The 17,464-nt window shown below is 71.3% G+C and carries 14 protein-coding genes; 8 read left to right on the forward strand and 6 right to left on the reverse strand.

Translation table 11 applies throughout. The annotated features are described in order from the left end of the window. Positions 1-313 precede the first annotated feature (313 nt). The 3 genes from ACZ7DY_RS25605 to ACZ7DY_RS25615 all read left to right on the forward strand — a co-directional run bounded on the left by ACZ7DY_RS25605 (position 314) and on the right by ACZ7DY_RS25615 (position 5,470). On the forward strand, positions 314-1,687 hold the full coding sequence (locus tag ACZ7DY_RS25605) for an LCP family protein (protein WP_471138759.1): 1,374 nt from the start codon (positions 314-316) through the stop codon (positions 1,685-1,687). Positions 1,688-1,973: 286 nt separating this feature from the next. Beyond that, positions 1,974-3,707 carry an LCP family protein gene (locus ACZ7DY_RS25610; RefSeq protein WP_471138761.1) on the forward strand — a complete coding sequence of 578 codons (1,734 nt, stop codon included), beginning with the start codon at positions 1,974-1,976 and terminating at the stop codon, positions 3,705-3,707. Positions 3,708-3,793: 86 nt separating this feature from the next. Then, positions 3,794-5,470: an LCP family protein gene (locus ACZ7DY_RS25615; RefSeq protein ID WP_471138763.1), complete on the forward strand. Its 1,677-nt coding sequence runs from the start codon at positions 3,794-3,796 to the stop codon at positions 5,468-5,470. Between the two features lie 74 nt (positions 5,471-5,544). On the opposite strand, the gene ACZ7DY_RS25620 is transcribed toward ACZ7DY_RS25615, so the two are convergent. Further along, positions 5,545-6,591 carry a glycosyltransferase family 2 protein gene (locus ACZ7DY_RS25620; RefSeq protein WP_471138765.1) on the reverse strand — a complete coding sequence of 349 codons (1,047 nt, stop codon included), beginning with the start codon at positions 6,589-6,591 and terminating at the stop codon, positions 5,545-5,547. A 155-nt stretch (positions 6,592-6,746) separates the two neighbouring features. On the opposite strand from ACZ7DY_RS25620, the gene ACZ7DY_RS25625 reads away from it, so the two are divergent. Continuing rightward, complete coding sequence (locus ACZ7DY_RS25625) at positions 6,747-8,225, forward strand: LCP family protein (protein WP_471138767.1); 1,479 nt, start codon at positions 6,747-6,749, stop codon at positions 8,223-8,225. Positions 8,226-8,252: 27 nt separating this feature from the next. On the opposite strand, the gene ACZ7DY_RS25630 is transcribed toward ACZ7DY_RS25625, so the two are convergent. After that, positions 8,253-8,834, reverse strand: a complete 582-nt coding sequence (locus ACZ7DY_RS25630; RefSeq protein ID WP_471138769.1) for an acyl-CoA thioesterase — start codon at positions 8,832-8,834, stop codon at positions 8,253-8,255. A gap of 129 nt (positions 8,835-8,963) precedes the next feature. Here ACZ7DY_RS25630 and ACZ7DY_RS25635 point away from each other — a divergent pair, with 129 nt between their 5' ends. Continuing rightward, positions 8,964-10,319, forward strand: coding sequence for an LCP family protein (locus ACZ7DY_RS25635; RefSeq protein WP_471138772.1), 1,356 nt, complete (start codon positions 8,964-8,966; stop codon positions 10,317-10,319). Positions 10,320-10,510: 191 nt separating this feature from the next. Further along, on the forward strand, positions 10,511-11,767 hold the full coding sequence (locus ACZ7DY_RS25640; protein ID WP_471138775.1) for a membrane dipeptidase: 1,257 nt from the start codon (positions 10,511-10,513) through the stop codon (positions 11,765-11,767). Between the two features lie 26 nt (positions 11,768-11,793). On the opposite strand, the gene ACZ7DY_RS25645 is transcribed toward ACZ7DY_RS25640, so the two are convergent. Together ACZ7DY_RS25645 and ACZ7DY_RS25650 are read right to left on the reverse strand one after the other, a co-directional pair. Next, the gene (locus ACZ7DY_RS25645) at positions 11,794-12,219 is read right to left on the reverse strand and encodes a VOC family protein (protein WP_471138777.1); all 426 of its coding nucleotides are present in this window, start codon (positions 12,217-12,219) and stop codon (positions 11,794-11,796) included. Between the two features lie 13 nt (positions 12,220-12,232). Beyond that, positions 12,233-12,604 carry a VOC family protein gene (locus tag ACZ7DY_RS25650; RefSeq protein ID WP_471138780.1) on the reverse strand — a complete coding sequence of 124 codons (372 nt, stop codon included), beginning with the start codon at positions 12,602-12,604 and terminating at the stop codon, positions 12,233-12,235. A gap of 111 nt (positions 12,605-12,715) precedes the next feature. On the opposite strand from ACZ7DY_RS25650, the gene ACZ7DY_RS25655 reads away from it, so the two are divergent. Beyond that, the gene (locus tag ACZ7DY_RS25655) at positions 12,716-13,258 is read left to right on the forward strand and encodes a CGNR zinc finger domain-containing protein (RefSeq protein WP_471138782.1); all 543 of its coding nucleotides are present in this window, start codon (positions 12,716-12,718) and stop codon (positions 13,256-13,258) included. Between the two features lie 254 nt (positions 13,259-13,512). On the opposite strand, the gene ACZ7DY_RS25660 is transcribed toward ACZ7DY_RS25655, so the two are convergent. Beyond that, entirely contained in the window at positions 13,513-14,856 is a 1,344-nt protein-coding gene (locus ACZ7DY_RS25660; RefSeq protein ID WP_471138785.1) for a UDP-glucose dehydrogenase family protein, read from the reverse strand. A 174-nt stretch (positions 14,857-15,030) separates the two neighbouring features. Here ACZ7DY_RS25660 and ACZ7DY_RS25665 point away from each other — a divergent pair, with 174 nt between their 5' ends. Next, on the forward strand, positions 15,031-16,188 hold the full coding sequence (locus ACZ7DY_RS25665; protein ID WP_471138787.1) for an acyl-CoA dehydrogenase: 1,158 nt from the start codon (positions 15,031-15,033) through the stop codon (positions 16,186-16,188). An 89-nt stretch (positions 16,189-16,277) separates the two neighbouring features. Here the strand turns inward: ACZ7DY_RS25665 and ACZ7DY_RS25670 are convergent, their stop codons facing one another. Next, entirely contained in the window at positions 16,278-17,462 is a 1,185-nt protein-coding gene (locus ACZ7DY_RS25670) for a dipeptidase (protein ID WP_471138789.1), read from the reverse strand. Positions 17,463-17,464 lie beyond the last annotated feature (2 nt).

The raw sequence follows: 17,464 nt of genomic DNA on the forward strand, positions 1-17,464 counted from the left end.
TCACCAGCCACCGGGCGGACGCGACATGCCGTGGCCGGGCGTGAACGTGCCGCAGCCCGGACTTGGAGCGGGCCTGGACATGCGGCAACCCCGCCGGGCGGACACCGGCGTGCCATCAACCAGCCCCCCCGGGGGGGGGGGGGGGGGAAGAGACGTCCCGCGGCCCGGCGCGTGCTTTGCCGCTCCGCTGAACCACCCGTTCCGTCCCCCGTTCGGCGCACCCTGCCCCCGGTCCAGAGGCCCCCCGCGCCCGCCCGGGCCATGGTCGTAGGAACGGACTTCGCCGACGCAGCCATGAGGGGTGGACGCACACGTGACCGAGACCGCAGGGACGCCTTCCGGGGCGGACGGGTTCCCGGCCCCGGAGAGCACCCCGCCTGAGCCGAAGGCCACGTATGGACCGGGGGCGGGAGCGAGTCCCACCGGCGCGGGCGTCGTCCGTCGCCGGCGCCGCCTGCTGCGCTGCGCCGCGCTCGGCGTCGCCCTCCTGGTGCTCGGCGCCGGGGGCCTGGGCTGGGCGGCGTACGAGAAGCTGAACGGGAACATCACCACGGACAACGACGCCGCGGCCGAGCTGGCCCGCTTCGAGAAGGAGCGCCCGACGGCGCTGGTGAGCGGCGCCCAGAACATCCTGCTCCTCGGCTCCGACACCCGCGCGGGGCCGGGCAACCGCAAGTACGGCAGGGACCCCGGCACGCAGCGTTCGGACACCACGATCCTGCTGCACCTGGCGGCCGACCGGCAGAGCGCGACGGCGGTGTCGATCCCGCGCGACCTGATGGTGGAGATCCCCGGCTGCCGCCGCCCGGACGGCACCCGGACGCAGGCCCAATTCGCGCAGTTCAACTGGGCGTTCGCGTTCGGCGGGACGGCCTGCACGATCCGTACGGTCGAGAAGCTCACCCGCATCCGCGTCGACCACCACATGGTGGTGGACTTCGCCGGGTTCAAGGACATGGTCGACGCGGTCGACGGCGTACAGGTCTGCATCAGGACCCCGATCGACGACACCGACGCCCGGGTGAAGCTCGACCCGGGGCTGCGGACCCTCGACGGCGAACAGGCGCTGGGGTTCGTGCGCGCCCGCAAGAGTCTCGGCAACGGCAGCGACACCGACCGGATCGACCGCCAGCAGGCGTTCCTCGGCGCACTCGTCAACAAGGTGCAGAGCAATGACGTCCTGCTGAATCCGACCAAGCTTTATCCCGTTCTCGACGCGGCGACCTCCTCGCTCACCACCGACCCCGGACTCGCGAGCCTGCGGGGTCTGTACGACCTCGTGCGCGGCATGCGCGACATCCCCACGGAACGGGTGCAGTTCCTCACCGTTCCCCGCCAGTCGTACACCTACGACGCCAACCGCGACGAGCTCGTCGAACCGGCGGCGGACCGGCTCTTCGGCCGGCTGCGCACGGACAGCCCGGTCGTGGTGGACCCGCGGCAATCCGAGAATTCTGGCCCTGGCGACAAGCGGGCCGAGGATTCGCGGGTCCGGACGGGCGACTCGGATGCCTCGGGCGACTCGGACGCGTCGCGCGAGTCGGCCGAAGAAGGCTCCTCCGCCGAGGAGGCGGGCGACGACTCCGGTGAGTACGGAAGCGACGAGAAGCCGGACGACCCCTCGGATACGCCGTCCCCCGCGCCGACATTCCGGGGCAACACGGCCGCCGGGCCCACCTGTAAGTAAAACGATCCCCAAGGGAAGGGCCCGCCCCACAAAGAAATAGGGCGGATTGCCCAGTTGTAGGGGAGTGGAATTTGTCACCGGCGTCGTCCGACGCTGAACTGGGCGGATAGTGTGAGCGATCCGGTGCGCAGGCCCATCTCGGCCACGCACCGCTGGAACGACTGACCGAGCGCCTTCTTGAGGGGGGAAAGGCGCCGCGTGGCCCCGACGGAGGACGCAGACAACCGTGGACGCGCAAGGCCGTGGGCCCAACCAAGGAGAGCGAAGCGACCTCCATGGAAGGGCGGTGGCGGGAGACGGGCGGGCCGAGAACATCGATCCCGCGGACCAGTGGGTACTCAACCCGGACACCGGCGACTACGAACTGCGACTGAGCCCCTCCGGAGGGCAGTCGACGGTGCCGGGCCCCCGTGGCTCCTCACCCCGCCAAAGCGGCCGCGGCCGCACCGAACCGGGCCGTGAGCGCACCCGCCAGGGCGACCGCGACGAGCGCCGCGAGGTCCCTGGGCAGCGCCGCAGGCGCGTCAAGGAACCGGAGCCGGGCTCGGGCGGGCGGCGCAAGCAGAAGCCGCGCAAGTCCAAGGGCAAGAAGGTGCTCGTCTGGACGGGCGGCACGCTGGCCTTCCTGCTCGTCGCGGGCTGCGCCGGCGGCTACCTCTACTACCAGCACCTCAACGACAACATCACGTCGATAGACGACGACGGCGCGGGCACCGGCGGCTTCAGCAAGGACCGGGCCATCAACATCCTCGTGATGGGCACCGACAAGCGCAGCGGTGACGGCAACAAGGGGTACGGGGACGAGGGCAGCGTCGGTCACGCCGACACGACGATCCTGCTGCACGTCTCCAAGGACCGGACGAACGCGACCGCGCTGAGCATCCCGCGCGACATGATCGTCGACATCCCGGACTGCCCGACCAAGCAGGACGACGGCAGCACGAAGAACATCCCCGGCACGCCGAACTCCCGCTTCAACGAGAGCCTCGGACAGTACGACCGCACGCCGAGCTGCACGATGCGCACGGTCAAGGCGATCACCGGGATCACGCCCGACCACTTCATGGTGGCCGACTTCAACGCGGTCAAGACGCTCTCCAGCGCCGTCGGCGGTGTGGAGGTCTGCCTCGCCAAGGACATCGACGACCCCAAGTCGCACCTGAAGCTGCCCAAGGGCAAGCACACGATCGAGGGCGAGAACGCGCTGGCGTTCGTCCGCACGCGCCACTCCGTGGGCACCGGCGGCGACTTGAGCCGGATCGAGCTGCAGCAGCAGTTCCTCAGCTCCCTGATGCGCAAGCTGAAGTCGAGCGACACCCTCACCAGCCCGCAGAAGATGATCAAGCTCGCGGAGGCGGGCACCAAGGCGCTCACCGTCGACTCCAAGATCGCCGACATAATGAAGCTCAAGGAGCTCGGCATGGAGCTCGGCAAGCTCGACATGAAGAACCTGAGCTTCGCCACGGTGCCGGTGATCGACAACCCCGCCGAGAAGGTCCACACGACGGTGGTGCCCGACCCCACCAAGGCCGAGCAGCTCTTCGCGATGATGCGCGCCGACGAGTCGCTGACCGAGGTGAAGAAGAAGCGGAAGAAGGAGAAGGCCGCCGTGGCCGCCCGGTTGAAGGGGCCCAAGGCCGACGCCTCCGAGGTGCGGGTCGACATCTACAACGGCAGCGGGCAGACCGGCGCCGCCCAGAAGACGCTCACCTGGTTGCAGAACAGCGCGGGCGTTCTCAAATCCAGCCAGCTGGGGAACGCGCCCTCGGAGCTCAAGAAGACGACGCTCGAGTACGCGCCGGACCAGGCGGACCAGGCACGCAGGCTCGCCGACATCATGGGGCTGCCCGGCGCCGCGCTGAAGCCCGGCAAGAGCGAGAAGAACGCGCAGGGCCTCCCGGCCATGAAACTGACGCTCGGCGGTGACTTCAAGGGCGCGGGGGTGCCCATTGATGCCTCGTCGAAGGCACCGAAGGACATCAAGAAGGTCGAAGCGGACAAGGTTATGTGTGCCGAGTGACCTGAAGCGGTCGTTCTGCATCTAACAATGCGCCAAGGCGTCGCAGGACGACCGCAGTTCAGTAATGGGGCGGGGAGGGGCTGGGGATGAGGCAGAACAGCGTGCGCAAGGAGGGGACACGACGACGTGTCCCGCACGCAAGTGGTCATGGCCGGGACGAGGCCAGGGCCGACGGTGAGATACGCCCCGGCGGGTCCCCGCGATCCGGGGCCGAGGAGTCCGCGGACGGCGGCGGCCGGCACCGCCACCGGCGCGGCACGAGCGGCGCCGCACGGCCGCCGCGCCGCAAGCGCCGCGTCCTGCGCTGGTCGGCGACGGTCCTCTCGGTCCTGATACTCGGCACCGCCGGCGCCGGATACCTCTACTACCGGCATCTCAACGGCAACATCCAGACGGACGACCTGAACCTCGGCGAGCACCGGGCCCCCGAGCCCACGCCCAACGCCGCGGGACAGACCCCGCTGAACATCCTCCTCATCGGCTCGGACGCCCGGGACTCCAAGGCCAACCAGAAGCTCGGCGGCGCCAAGAACACCTTCGGCTCGCCGCCCCTCGCCGACGTACAGATGCTGCTGCACGTCTCGGCCGACCGCTCCAACATGTCGGTCGTCAGCATGCCGCGCGACACCCTGCTGCAGATCCCCAAGTGCACGGACCCGGACGACGGCAAGGTCTACCCGCAGACCGGCCCGCGCACCATGACCAACGAGTCGCTCGGCCGCGGCGGCCCCGGCTGCACGGTCGCCACCTGGGAGAAGCTCACCAACATCCACATCGACCACTTCATGATGGTCGACTTCTCGGGCGTGGTCTCCATGGCCGACGCCATCGGCGGCGTACCCGTCTGCGTGGACCGGAACATCCACTCGCGCGACAGCCAGGGCCACGGCTCGGGCCTGAAGCTGAAGAAGGGCACCACGGAGGTCAAGGGCGAGCAGGCCCTGCAGTGGCTGCGCACCCGCTACGGCTTCGAGGGCGGCACCGACATCAGCCGCGCCAAGGCCCAGCACATGTACATGAACGCGCTGGTCCGCAAGCTCCGCGAGAACACCGGCCTGACCAGCCCGAACCGGCTGCGCAAGCTCGCCGACAAGGCGACGAAGGCACTGAAGGTCGACGACGGCCTCGGCGACCTGATGAAGCTGTACGACCTCGGCAACGAGCTGAAGAAGGTCTCGCCGTCGCGCACGACGATGACGACCATGCCGTTCGAGTACGCCGGTGAGCGCGTCGTCCCCAAGCCCGGCGACGCCGAGCAGCTCTTCCGCCTGGTCCGCGACGACATCCCGCTGGACGGCAAGGGCAGGAAGAAGCCGGCCAAGGAGAAGCCGTCGGACGACCCGGCCGCCCCGGACGGCGAGATCGCGGTGCAGGTCCAGAACGGCACCCGTACGTCCATGGAGCCGCCGGTCAGCGGCCGGGCGGGCACGGTGGCGCAGCTCCTCGCCGGCAAGGGCTTCACCAAGGCGACCCCCGACTCGGCGGCCGCGCTGACCCAGGAGAGGACGGTCGTCCGTTACCCCAGCAAGGATCTGGAGGGCGACGCGCAGCGGGTGGCCAAGTCCCTGGGGCTGCCGCTCGGTTCGGCGAAGAAGTCGACGGACGTCTCCGGGGTGACGCTGGTCGTCGGCTCCGACTGGCGTCAGGGCGATCTGCCGCCCAAGCCGAAGAAGAAGGACGACAAGACGCCGGAGTCCGCGGACGCGCTCAGCGGCTCCGACAAGAAGGCCTGCATGAAGGTGGACCCGAACTTCAGCTGGTAGCCGCCGCGCACGACGAAGGCCCGGCCCCACCGGTGAGGCGGGACCGGGCCGTTCGTACGAATGCGGAGGGACGCTCAGGCCTCTTGGGTCTCCCCCAGCACGGCCGGGCGGCGCGAGGCGATGACCTTCCTGGCGAGCGCGCGCGGGCTGGTGAGGAAGCCCCAGCCCCACGACATGTGCATGGTCGCGAGCGCCACCGGGATCTGCAGGCGTGCCTTCAGGGGCAGCCCCTTGCCCGCGGGGACGGACCCGGCGGCGATGGCCGCGAGGTAACCGCCGGGGATGACGAAGCCCCACGGCGTGAGCGCCGCGCCCACGACGACGCCCGCGGCGATCGCGCAGACCGCGGTCGGCGGGGCGAGGTAGCGCAGGTTGATGGAGCCCTCGTGGTAGCGGGCGACGACGTGGCGCCAGCGGCCGTAGTCCTTGTACTGCTTGGCCAGCGCCTTCACGCTCGGCCGCGGGCGGTACGAGACCTTCAGCTCCGGCGAGAACCAGATCAGGCCCCCGGCCTCGCGGATGCGGAAGTTCAGCTCCCAGTCCTGGGCGCGGATGAACTCCTCGTTGTAACCGCCCTGCTGCTCCAGCGCCTCGCGGCGGAAGACGCCGAGGTAGACCGTCTCGGCCTGCTGTGCCTCGCCGCCGGTGTGGAAGGCGGCGTTGCCCACGCCGATCTTCGAGGTCATGGCGGCGGCGACCGCGTGCTCCCAGTCGTTCTGGCCCTCGGCGTGCATGATGCCGCCGACGTTCATCGCGCCGGTCTCCTCCAGGAGGCGGACGGCGGTCGTGATGTAGCCGGGCGAGAGTGCCGCGTGGCCGTCCACGCGCACCACGATCGGGTGACGGGACGCCTTGATCGCGGCGTTCAGCGCCGCGGGCGTGCGCCCCGTGGGGTTGGGGACCGTGTGCACCCGCGGGTCCTCGCGGACCAGCTCGGCGGCGATCTCGTCGGTGCGGTCGGTGGAGGGGCCGAGCGCGACGACGACTTCCATCTCCCCCGCGTACTCCTGCCGCAGGATCGCGTGCACGGCCTCGCGCAGATGCCGCTCCTCGTTGAGGACGGGCATGATCACCGATACGGCTGGAGGCTGCACCTCAGACTCCTCAGACTTCGCGTTCATCACGCGTCACGTTACCGCGAATGGGGGACACCGGCGCGCGCCGTCCGGGTCGCTACCCCGGGCCGCATTTCGTATGGCATTACCTTTCTCGGGTCTCAGGCCGTCTCCCGTCCGTCCCCGCCGCAGCCACCCGTCTTCGCGGAGGTGTTCCGCACGTGCCCACACCGCCCCGCTCCCCCGCTCCCCCGCCCCGCCGACCCCGCCCACCGGCACCCCGGTCCCCCCGGAGGACCGGCGGGCGGCGGAAACGGCCGCGCTGGGGGATGCGGGTGGCCGTCGCCGCCTCCGTGACGGTCCTGGCCGCGGCCGGCATCGGGCACTCCGTCGTCACCAGCCTGGACACGGCGATCCGGCGCGTGGACGCCTTCAAGGACATGAAGAACCGGCCCGAGCAGGGCCACGGCACCAACGTGCTGCTGGTCGGCACCGACGGACGCGACAAGATCACCGAAGAGGAGAAGCGGCGGTACCGCCTCGGCGGCGCGCCCTGCCACTGCACCGACACGATCATGATCGTGCACATCTCGGAGGACCGGGACCGGGCGAGCGTCGTGAGCCTGCCCCGGGACAGTTATGCCGAGTTGCCCGAGCACGTCGACCGGAACACCCGGCAGCAGCACCACCAGCATCCGAACAAGCTCAACGCGGCGTACGCGGAGGGCGGGCCGAACCTCACGGTGCGCACCGTCGAGCACATGACGAAGGTGAAGATCGACCACTATCTGGAGGTCGACTTCGTCAGCTTCATGAAGACCGTGGACGTGCTCGGCGGCGTGGAGATCTGCACGGCCAAGCCCCTGCAGGACTCGCACACCGGGCTCAACCTCGCCGAGGGCACGCACGCGATGAACGGCGGCGAGGCGCTGCAGTACGTCCGGTCCCGGTACGTCGACGGGGCCTCGGACCTCGGCCGCATGGAGCGCCAGCAGCGTTTCCTCGCGGCGCTCATCGCGAAGGCGACGAGCAGCGGTGTCCTGCTGAACCCGGTCACCTTCCGCGACGTGACGCGGACGCTGCTCGGCTCGGTCCGGGCCGACAAGGGCTTCGACACGGGCGACATGCTCGATCTGGGCCGGGCGATGCGGGGCTTCTCGCCCTCGTCGTCGGAGTTCACCACGGTGCCGCTGAGCCCGACCGGGCAGAACCTGCCCGGCATCGGCTCGACGCTGAAGTGGCATCCGGAGAAGTCGCAGCGGCTGTTCGACGCGCTGCGCGAGGACCGTCCGCTGGCGCCGCACCGCGTCAGGTCCAAGGCCACGCTGGTCGGTGTCTCGCCGCAGCAGATCCGGGTCCAGGTGGAGAACGGCACCGGGACGCCGGGGCTCGGCAAGCGGGTCGACGCGGCGCTGCGGGCGACCGGGTTCCGGACCTCGGGGGCGCCGGCGGACGTGCCGGGCGCCGGGCTGCGGCCCGCGGGGCGGACCGTCGTCGCCTACGACCCGCGGTGGGACCGGTCGGCGAAGTCCCTGTCGACGGCGCTGCCCGGCAGTGAGCTGCGGCCGGTGCCGGGGCTCGGTCCGACGCTGAAGGTGATCGCGGGGCAGGACTTCAAGGAGGTCCGGCGGGTGCGGGCCGAGGACGCCCACCAGGGCGAGTTCGGGGCGGTCACGGGCGACGAGGTGATCTGCCCCTGAGCCGGCCGGGCGCGGCCCCCGGCGGTCTCAGTCGTCGAACCCCTCGGCCGCCCTGGCCTCCCGCAGCTCCTTGATGGCGCGGCGGCGGGCGAGCCGGTGGGTGCGGCGGATCTGGGCCTCCTGGTAGCGGCGGCGGTCGCGGTCGGTCTCGGGGACGACCGGCGGGACCGTACGGGGCTTGCCGTCGGCGTCGACCGCCGCGAAGACGAGGTAGGCCGAGCCGACCTGCTGGGCGGGCGTCGACTCGTTCCAGCGCTCGGCCAGGACCCGCACGCCGACCTCCATGGAGCTGCGTCCGGTCCAGTTGACCTGGGCCTTCACATGGACCAGGTCCCCCACGCGGACCGGCTCCAAAAAGACCATCTCGTCCATGGACGCGGTGACCGCGGGGCCGCCGGAGTGGCGTCCGGCGACGGCCCCCGCCGCGTCGTCCACCAGTTTCATGATCACGCCGCCGTGCACCGTACCGAGGAGGTTGGTGTCGTTGTGGGTCATGATGTGGCTGAGCGTGGTGCGGGACGCCGAGGTCGGCTTGGCCGGGACCGCCTCGGGGTCCCGGGGGTGTCCCCCCGAAGGGGACGCTGTCGCACCGGGGGCCTGATCTGTCATGCCCTCCACCCTATGCCGGACGTTTGTCCGGCCCCTCCCCGGTCGCTTTGCATCAGCTCTGCAACAGCCCTGACCCGAATTCCCGACCGCCCTGTAAGGCGCGTGCCCCGAGGCGGCACACTGGGCCACATGAGCGATTGGCCTGACGATCAGGGCGGCGGCAGGGGATACGGCCGCGGCAGCGGGAGCCCCCAGCCCGACGGTGCCCGCGTGATGCGGCATGTCCAGCGCGACCGGTCCGCCCGTCCGGCCGGTCCGCCGCCCGGCGGTGTCCCGCCGCAGCCCGCGTACGACGACGGGTACGGCGAGCAGTACGGCGACGGGCAGCCGTACGGCGACGCCCGCGACCAGGTCTTCGAGCCGCGGGCCGCGCGCCGCGACCCGTACGGCCAGGGCCCCGACAGCGCCTACGACAGCGGTTACAACACCGGGCAGGTCTACGGCCGGCCCGGCGGCGGCGACGGCGGTCCCGGCGGCCCCGGCACCGCGCAGCGCGCCCCGCGTCCCGCGCCGAACTGGCGCAAGCGCATCAAGTGGGGTGCCATCACCGTCGTGAGCGTCCTGGTCGTGGTCTCCGTCTCCACGTACTTCTGGGCCGACTCCAAGCTCAAGCGCGAGGTCGACCTCTCCAAGGTCATCGAGCGGCCCGAGGGCGGCGCGGGCACCAACTACCTGATCGTCGGATCCGACAGCCGCGAGGGCATGTCCGCCGAGGACAAGAAGAAGCTCCACACGGGCTCGGCCGAGGGCAAGCGCACGGACTCGATGATGATCCTGCACGTCGCGGACGACGGCGGGAACACGATGATCTCGCTCCCCCGCGACTCGAACGTGACGATCCCGTCCTTCAAGGGCGCCGAGTCCGGCAAGATCTACCCGGGCACCGGCCGCCAGACCAAGCTGAACGCCGCGTACGCGGAGGACGGCCCCGAGCTGCTCGTCCGCACCATCGAGGCCAACACCGGCCTGCGCATCGACCACTACGCGGAGATCGGCTTCGGCGGCTTCGCCGAGATCGTGGACTCGGTCGGCGGCGTCGAGATGGACATCCCGAAGCCCTTCAAGGACAAGTGGTCGGGCGCCGACTTCAAGGCGGGCAAGCAGACCCTGAACGGCCAGGAGGCGCTCGCCTTCGTCCGCACCCGGCACGCCTTCGGCAGCGACCTGGAGCGCACGAAGAACCAGCAGAAGTTCCTCGCGACCCTCGCCCACCAGGTGGCGACGCCCGGCACGATCCTGAACCCGTTCAAGCTCTACCCCACGATGGGCGCGGGCCTGGACACGCTGGTCGTCGACAAGGACATGGGCCTGACCGACGTGGCGTCCATGTTCTGGGCGATGAAGGGCGTCAGCGGCGGCGACGGCACGTCCATGAACATGCCGATCGCGGGCGAGGCCGGCGGCAACCTCCTCTGGGACAAGGCCAAGGTCAAGCAGCTGGTCGGGGAGCTCAACAACGACGAGAAGGTCACGGTCTCGAGCTGAGGCCGCGGCCCCGGGTGACCGGGGCGTTCCCCGTCGCGTACGGGTGAGGGGCCCCGCCGATCTCATCGGCGGGGCCCCTTCCGTCTCCCGCGGACGGCCCGTACCCCGAACGCTCCGCCCGCCGAGAAGCCGCGGCCGCTCCGTGCCACGGTGGTCGGAACTGCCGCCCGCCGACGTCCGGAGCACCCGCCATGGCAGATCTGCAGGAGGAACTCTCCACCACCGCCGAGGCGGGGGAGCTCGACACGCTCCCCGCCCCGCCCGACCTCGTCCCCGCGCCCGAACCGGGAGCCGCGCACGAGCAGGCGTCCGAGCCGGCGCCCGTGCGGGACCCCCTTCCCCTGCGCCATCCGGTCCCCGCGCGGGAGCCGCTCCCCGTCCGTGAGCCGCTTCCCGTACGGGAGGGGGAGCCGCGCCCCGGGCCCGGGCGCTCCGCCGAGGCCGCCGAGCAGGCCCGCGCGCTGCTCGCCGCTCACCCGGTCGCCGACGGGTACAGCGGACTGCCCCGGGCGCTGCGCCGGCTGCCCTGGCACGACTTCGAGACGGGCGACAGCGGCCTGGAGAGCGACGTGCCGCGGCTGCGGGCCGGCCGGGTCGGCGCGCAGTTATGGTCCGTGCACGTACAGGTGCCCGAGGGAGCCGGGCCCGACCGGCCCGTCGGCGCGACGCTGGAACAGATCGACTTCGTGAAGCACGTCGTCGCCACCCACCCCGAGGGGCTGCGGCTCGCCCGCAACGCGTCGGAGGCCGCCGACGCCCGCAACTGCGGCCGCGTCGCCACGCTGATCGGCCCGGCGTGCGGCGCCGCGCTCGGCGACTCGCTGGGCACCCTGCGCGCGCTGCACAGCCTCGGCCTGTGCGCGCTCACCCTCTCCGGCACCGCGTGGGCGGGGGCGGGCGGGCTGACGCCGTTCGGCGAGGAAGTCGTCAGGGAGATGAACCGGCTCGGGGTCATCGCGGACCTCTCCGGCGCCTCCGATGCGACGACGCGGCGGGTGCTCGCCATCTCCAAGGCCCCGGTGATCTTCACCCGCTCCGGTGCCCGCGCCCTGCGCGACCACCCGGCCAACCTCACCGACGAACTGCTGGCCGCGGTCGGTGCCGCCAAGGGGCTGTGTCTGGTGCCGCTCGCCGCCGACCGCACGGGTACGTCGGTACGGGAGGTGGCGGACCACCTGGAGCACGTGCGGGAGATCGCCGGGCCCGAGTGCGTCGGCCTCTCGGGGATGTACGACACCACCGAGGCGCACCCCGACGGCCTTGCAGACGCGGCAAGTTACCCGCGGCTGATCGCCGAGCTCGTCGAACGCGGCTGGCCCGAGGCGGAGTTGGCGCTGCTCACCTGGGGCAACGTCCAACGCGCCCTGCGCGACGCGGACTTCACCGCGCGGGCGGCGCGGGAGCGGAGGGCTCCCTCGACGGCGAGGATGGAACGCCCGGCCGAGTGAGCGCCCCCGGCCGGCAAGTCGGTCGGTCAGGGGATCTTGCAGAGGCAGAACGGGTGGCCCACGGGGTCGGCGTAGACGCGGAAGTCGCGCCTGCCGCCGTCGTCGTCCAGGTCGAGGGGGCGTGCCCCGAGGGCGAGCACCTTCTCCTCGGCCGCGTCGAGCTCCTCGGTCGTACGGCCCGCGTCGAGATCGAGGTGGATCTGCTGGGCGTCGACGTCGGAGCGCGGCCACCGCGGCGGGGCCAGGTCGGTCACCCGCTGGAACGACACCTTGACGCGGCCCGGGGAGACGAGGTCGACCCAGTCGCCGTCGTCCTCTACGGTGCCGCCGATGATCTGCGCGTAGAACTCCGCGAGGGCGAGCGGGTCGGGGCAGTCGAGGACGACGTTGCGCAGGGTGGCGATGGGGGCGGTGGTGCCGGTAGTGCGGGTGGTGCCGGTGTCGTCAGGCATGTCTCACTCCTTCTCAGCAGGCACAGAGGCAGAACGGGTGCCCCGCCGGATCCGCGTAAACCCGCCAGGGGCGCCGGCGGTCGGCGGCGTCGAGGACGGTGGCGCCGAGCGCGAGGATCTCCTTCTCCACGGCGTCCAGCTCTTCCATGCCTTCCACGGTGAGGTCCAGGTGGAACTGCTGCGACCCGTCCGGCTCGGGCCAGCGGGGCGGCTGGTGGCCGGGGGCCTCCTGGAAGGCGAGCGAGGGTCCCACGGGCCCCTTCAGGTCGACCCAGCCCTCGTCGCCGGGGGTGGGGGTGCCGCCGATGACCTTCGCGTAGAACCCGGCGAGGGCGTGGGGGTCGGGGCAGTCAAGGACGACGGTGCCGAGCTTGGCGAGCGGCATGGGTTCCTCCGGTGGGTGGGGTGACCTCGTATCTCGTCACCGGTTACCGGGTGAGCTCGTCAACCGGTAACGGTTACTCCATACTCCCCCTGTAGAGGTAACGTCGCAACCATGAATGACAGAGCACCCGCGCCGGGCGGGCTCGCGCTGATCCAGGAGCTCGTGAACACGCTGAACCTGGAGACGGGTGCGGACGCCCTGGACACGGAGGCGGGGCTGCGCGCGTTCGGGCTCGCGCCGGGCGGGGCCGAGGCGGCGCGGGAGCTGCGGGAGGCGCGGGAGTTGCGGGAGGCGCTGCGGGTGGCGTGCCTCGCCCATGCCGGGCATCCCCCGCACCGGCCCGTGCGCGAACTCTCCCTGCTCCTTGCGGAGGGGCCGCTGGTGGTACGGGTGGACGCCTCCTCCGGCGCCGCGACGCTCGTCGCCGCGGACTCGGCGGGGCTCGCGGGGCGGGTGGCGGAGGCGATCGCGGAGGGGGTCGCCGCCGGGACGTGGCCGCGGCTCAAGGCGTGTGAGGCGCCGGACTGCCACTGGGCGTACTACGACCGGAGTCCGGCGGGGCGGAGCCGGTGGTGTGACATGGGGGTTTGTGGGGCTCGGGCGAAGATGCGGGCGTATCGGTCGCGGAGGGCTGCGGCGGGCTTGGGCGGGTAGTTTGCGCAGTTCCCCGCGCCCCTGGGTCTTGGGCCCGGGGTTCGTTGTTGGGTGCGGGCCGTGGGTTTTTTGCGCAGTTCCCCGCGCCCCTGGAGTTCGGGGCCGGCCATCGTTGTTGGGTGCGGGCCGTCGTTTTTTTGCGCAGTTCCCCGCGCCCCTGGAGTTCGGGGCCGGCCATCGTTGCTGGGTGCCGGTCGTGGTTTTTTGCGCAGTTCCCCGCGCCCCTGAGCGTCGGGCCCCCGCGCCCCTGGGGGTCAGGCTGTGGGGCGGCCCATGGCTCGGTAGGTCCAGCCTGCTGTGCGCCACTTCTGGGGGTTCAGGGCGTTGCGGCCGTCCAGGATCGTGGGGGTCGTCGTCACCTCTGCCAGTTCCGCCGGGTCCAGGTCTCGGAACTCCTGCCACTCCGTGAGGTGGAGGACGACGTCGGCGCCGCGCACTGCGTCCAGGGCCGTGTCCGCGTACCCGAGCGTGGGGAAGAGGCGGCGGGCGTTGGCCATGCCCTTGGGGTCGTACACCGTGACCTGGCCGCCCTGGAGGTGGATCTGGCCGGCGACGTTCAGGGCCGGGGAGTCGCGGACGTCGTCCGAGTCCGGCTTGAACGTGGCGCCGAGCACCGCGACCCGCTTGCCGAGGAACGAGCCGCCGCCCAGCGCCTCGCGGGCCATCTCGACCATCTGGCCGCGCCGGCGCATGTTGATGGAGTCGATCTCGCGGAGGAACGTGAGGGCCTGGTCGGCGCCGAGTTCGCCGGCCCGGGCCATGAACGCGCGGATGTCCTTGGGCAGGCAGCCGCCGCCGAAGCCGATGCCGGCCCGCAGGAACTTCTTGCCGATGCGGTCGTCATGACCGAGCGCCTCCGCCAGCTTCACGACGTCGCCGCCCGCGGCCTCGCAGACCTCCGCCATGGCGTTGATGAAGGAGATCTTCGTGGCCAGGAAGGAGTTGGCGGAGGTCTTCACCAGTTCCGCGGTCGGGAAGTCCGTGACGACGAAGGGGGAGCCCTCGGAGATGGGGGTCGCGTAGACCTCGCGGAGCAGCTTCTCGGCGCGCTCGCTGCGCACGCCGGCCACGATACGGTCGGGGTGCAGCGTGTCCTGCACGGCGAAGCCCTCCCGGAGGAACTCGGGGTTCCAGGCCAGCTCGACCTCGTCGCCCGCCGGGGCGAGCTCCAGGATGCGTGCCGCGAGCCGGTCCGCGCTGCCGACGGGGACGGTGGACTTGCCGACGACCAGGCAGGCCTTGTTCAGGTGCTTGGCGAGGGACTCCGTGGCGGCGTCGACGTACGACATGTCGCACGCGTACTCGCCGTGCTTCTGCGGCGTGTTCACGCAGACGAAGTGGACGTCGCCGAATTCCGCGACCTCGGCCCAGTCCATGGTGAAGCGCAGGCGGCCGCTGGAGCCCTCGATGCCCGCGACGTGCCTGCGGAGCAGCTCCTCGAGGCCGGGCTCGTACATGGGGACCTCGCCCCGCTGGAGCATCTCGACCTTCTCGGGCACGACGTCGAGACCCAGCACCTCGAAGCCGAGCTCGGCCATGGCCGCGGCGTGCGTGGCGCCGAGATAGCCGGTACCGATCACGGTGATCTTGAGGGCCATGCGGTGCTCCAGAGGTTGCGGGCTGCGGTGCGCGACCGAGCATAGTCGGGCGTGTCCGGCGCGCTCACCGGGCATGATTTCCGCTGTCGTCAAGCTCACGTATCCCTCACGCGGGGACACCACTAAAATTTGGGTTACTTAACGGTAATTAGCGTCCTTGGAGCGTGAGAGACCTTGGCCGGATCGGCTGATTTCGACCTGTACCGCCCGTCCGAGGAGCACGACATGCTCCGCGACGCGATCCGCTCGCTGGCCGAGGCGAAGATCGCCCCGTTCGCCGCCGCCGTGGACGAGGAGGCCCGCTTCCCGCAGGAGGCCCTCGACGCGCTGGTCGCCAATGACCTGCACGCCGTGCACGTCCCGGAGAGCTACGGCGGCGCGGGCGCCGACGCCCTGGCGACGGTCATCGTCATCGAGGAAGTGGCCCGCGTCTGCGCCAGCTCCTCGCTGATCCCCGCCGTCAACAAGCTCGGCTCGCTGCCCGTCATCCTCTCCGGCTCCGAGGAGCTGAAGAAGAAGTACATGACGCCGCTCGCGAACGGCGAGGGCATGTTCTCGTACTGCCTCTCCGAGCCGGACGCCGGTTCGGACGCGGCGGGCATGAAGACGAAGGCCGTGCGCGACGGCGACTTCTGGGTGCTCAACGGCGTCAAGCGCTGGATCACCAACGCGGGCGTCTCCGAGTACTACACGGTGATGGCCGTCACCGACCCGGAGAAGCGCTCCAAGGGCATCAGCGCCTTCGTCGTCGAGAAGGGCGACGAGGGCGTCTCCTTCGGCGCGCCGGAGAAGAAGCTCGGCATCAAGGGCTCCCCCACCCGCGAGGTCTACCTCGACAACGTCCGCATCCCCGCCGACCGCATGATCGGCGAGGAGGGCACGGGCTTCGCGACCGCCATGAAGACCCTGGACCACACCCGCATCACCATCGCGGCGCAGGCCCTCGGCATCGCGCAGGGCGCCCTCGACTACGCCAAGGGGTACGTCAAGGAGCGCAAGCAGTTCGGCAAGCCGATCGCCGACTTCCAGGGCATCCAGTTCATGCTCGCCGACATGGCGATGAAGATCGAGGCCGCGCGTCAGCTGACGTACGCCGCCGCCGCCAAGTCCGAGCGCGGCGACAAGGACCTCACCTTCCAGGGCGCGGCCGCCAAGTGCTTCGCCTCGGACGTCGCGATGGAGGTCACCACGGACGCGGTGCAGCTCCTCGGCGGGTACGGCTACACCCGTGACTACCCCGTCGAGCGCATGATGCGCGACGCGAAGATCACGCAGATCTACGAGGGCACGAACCAGGTCCAGCGCATCGTGATGGCGCGCAACCTGCCGTAGCCCGCGGCGCTCCAACGGTGACGGTGCCCTCTCCCTGGCTTCAGGGGGAGGGCACCGTCGCGTACCGCCTTCAGGGGCGCGCCCCCGTCTCAGCCGTCCAGCTGCTCCAGCGTCGCGATCGACGGGCCCCGCCGGGAGCTGACGTCCCGCGCCACGTCCTCCGCCGCGCCCAGCACCCGTACCGCGTTCTGCCACGTCAGCTTGGCCAGGTCGGACGTGGACCAGCCGCGGTCGAGCAGCTCCGCGAGCAGGTTCGGGTAGCCCGCCACGTCGTCCAGGCCGTCCGGCGTGAACGCCGTGCCGTCGTAGTCGCCGCCGATGCCGATGTGGTCGACGCCCGCCACCTCGCGCATGTGGTCGAGGTGGTCGGCGACCGTGGCGGCGGTGGCGATCGGGCGCGGCGTCGACTCCTCGAAGGCCGCGTGGACCTTCATGGCCTCCGGCGTCGTGTCGAGGTGGTGGAAGCCGTGGGCCCGCATGTTCTCGTCGGCCGCCTGCGTCCAGTCGACCGCCGCCTGGAGCACGAACTTCGGCACGAACGTCACCATCGCCACGCCGCCGTTGGCGGGCAGCCGCTCCAGGACGTCGTCCGGGATGTTGCGCGGGTGGTCACAGACCGCTCGCGCGGAGGAGTGGCTGAAGATCACCGGGGCCACCGAGGTGTCCAGCGCCGCCCGCATGGTGGTCGCCGCCACGTGGGAGAGGTCCACCAGCATGCCGACGCGGTTCATCTCCCGGACGACCTCGTGGCCGAAGGGCGAGAGCCCGCCGACCCCGGGCTCGTCCGTCGCCGAGTCGGCCCACGCGATGTTGTCGTTGTGCGTGAGCGTCATGTAGCGGACGCCGAGGGTGTGCAGCGCCCGCAGCGTGGCGAGGGAGTTGTTGATGGAGTGCCCGCCCTCGGCGCCCATCAGGGAGGCGATGCGCCCTTCGGCGCGGGCCTTCTCCATGTCCGCGGCGGTGAGCGCGCGGGCCAGGTCCGCCGGGTGGCGGGTGAGCAACTGCCCGACGCAGTCGATCTGTTCGAGCGTGGCGCTGACCGCCGCGTCGCCCGTCAGGTCCGTACGGACGTACACCGACCAGAACTGCGCGCCGACACCGCCGGCGCGCAGCCGGGCGATGTCGGTGTGCAGGCCGCCCGTCTGGTCGGCCGCGATGTCGAGGCGGTCGAGGTCGTACCCCGCCTTCTCGCGGAGGGCCCACGGCAGGTCGTTGTGGCCGTCGACGACCGGGAAGTCGGCGAGGAGGGCGCGCGCTCGGTCCAGGGATGTCATGC

This window comes from Streptomyces sp. NPDC037013 (assembly GCF_055607265.1).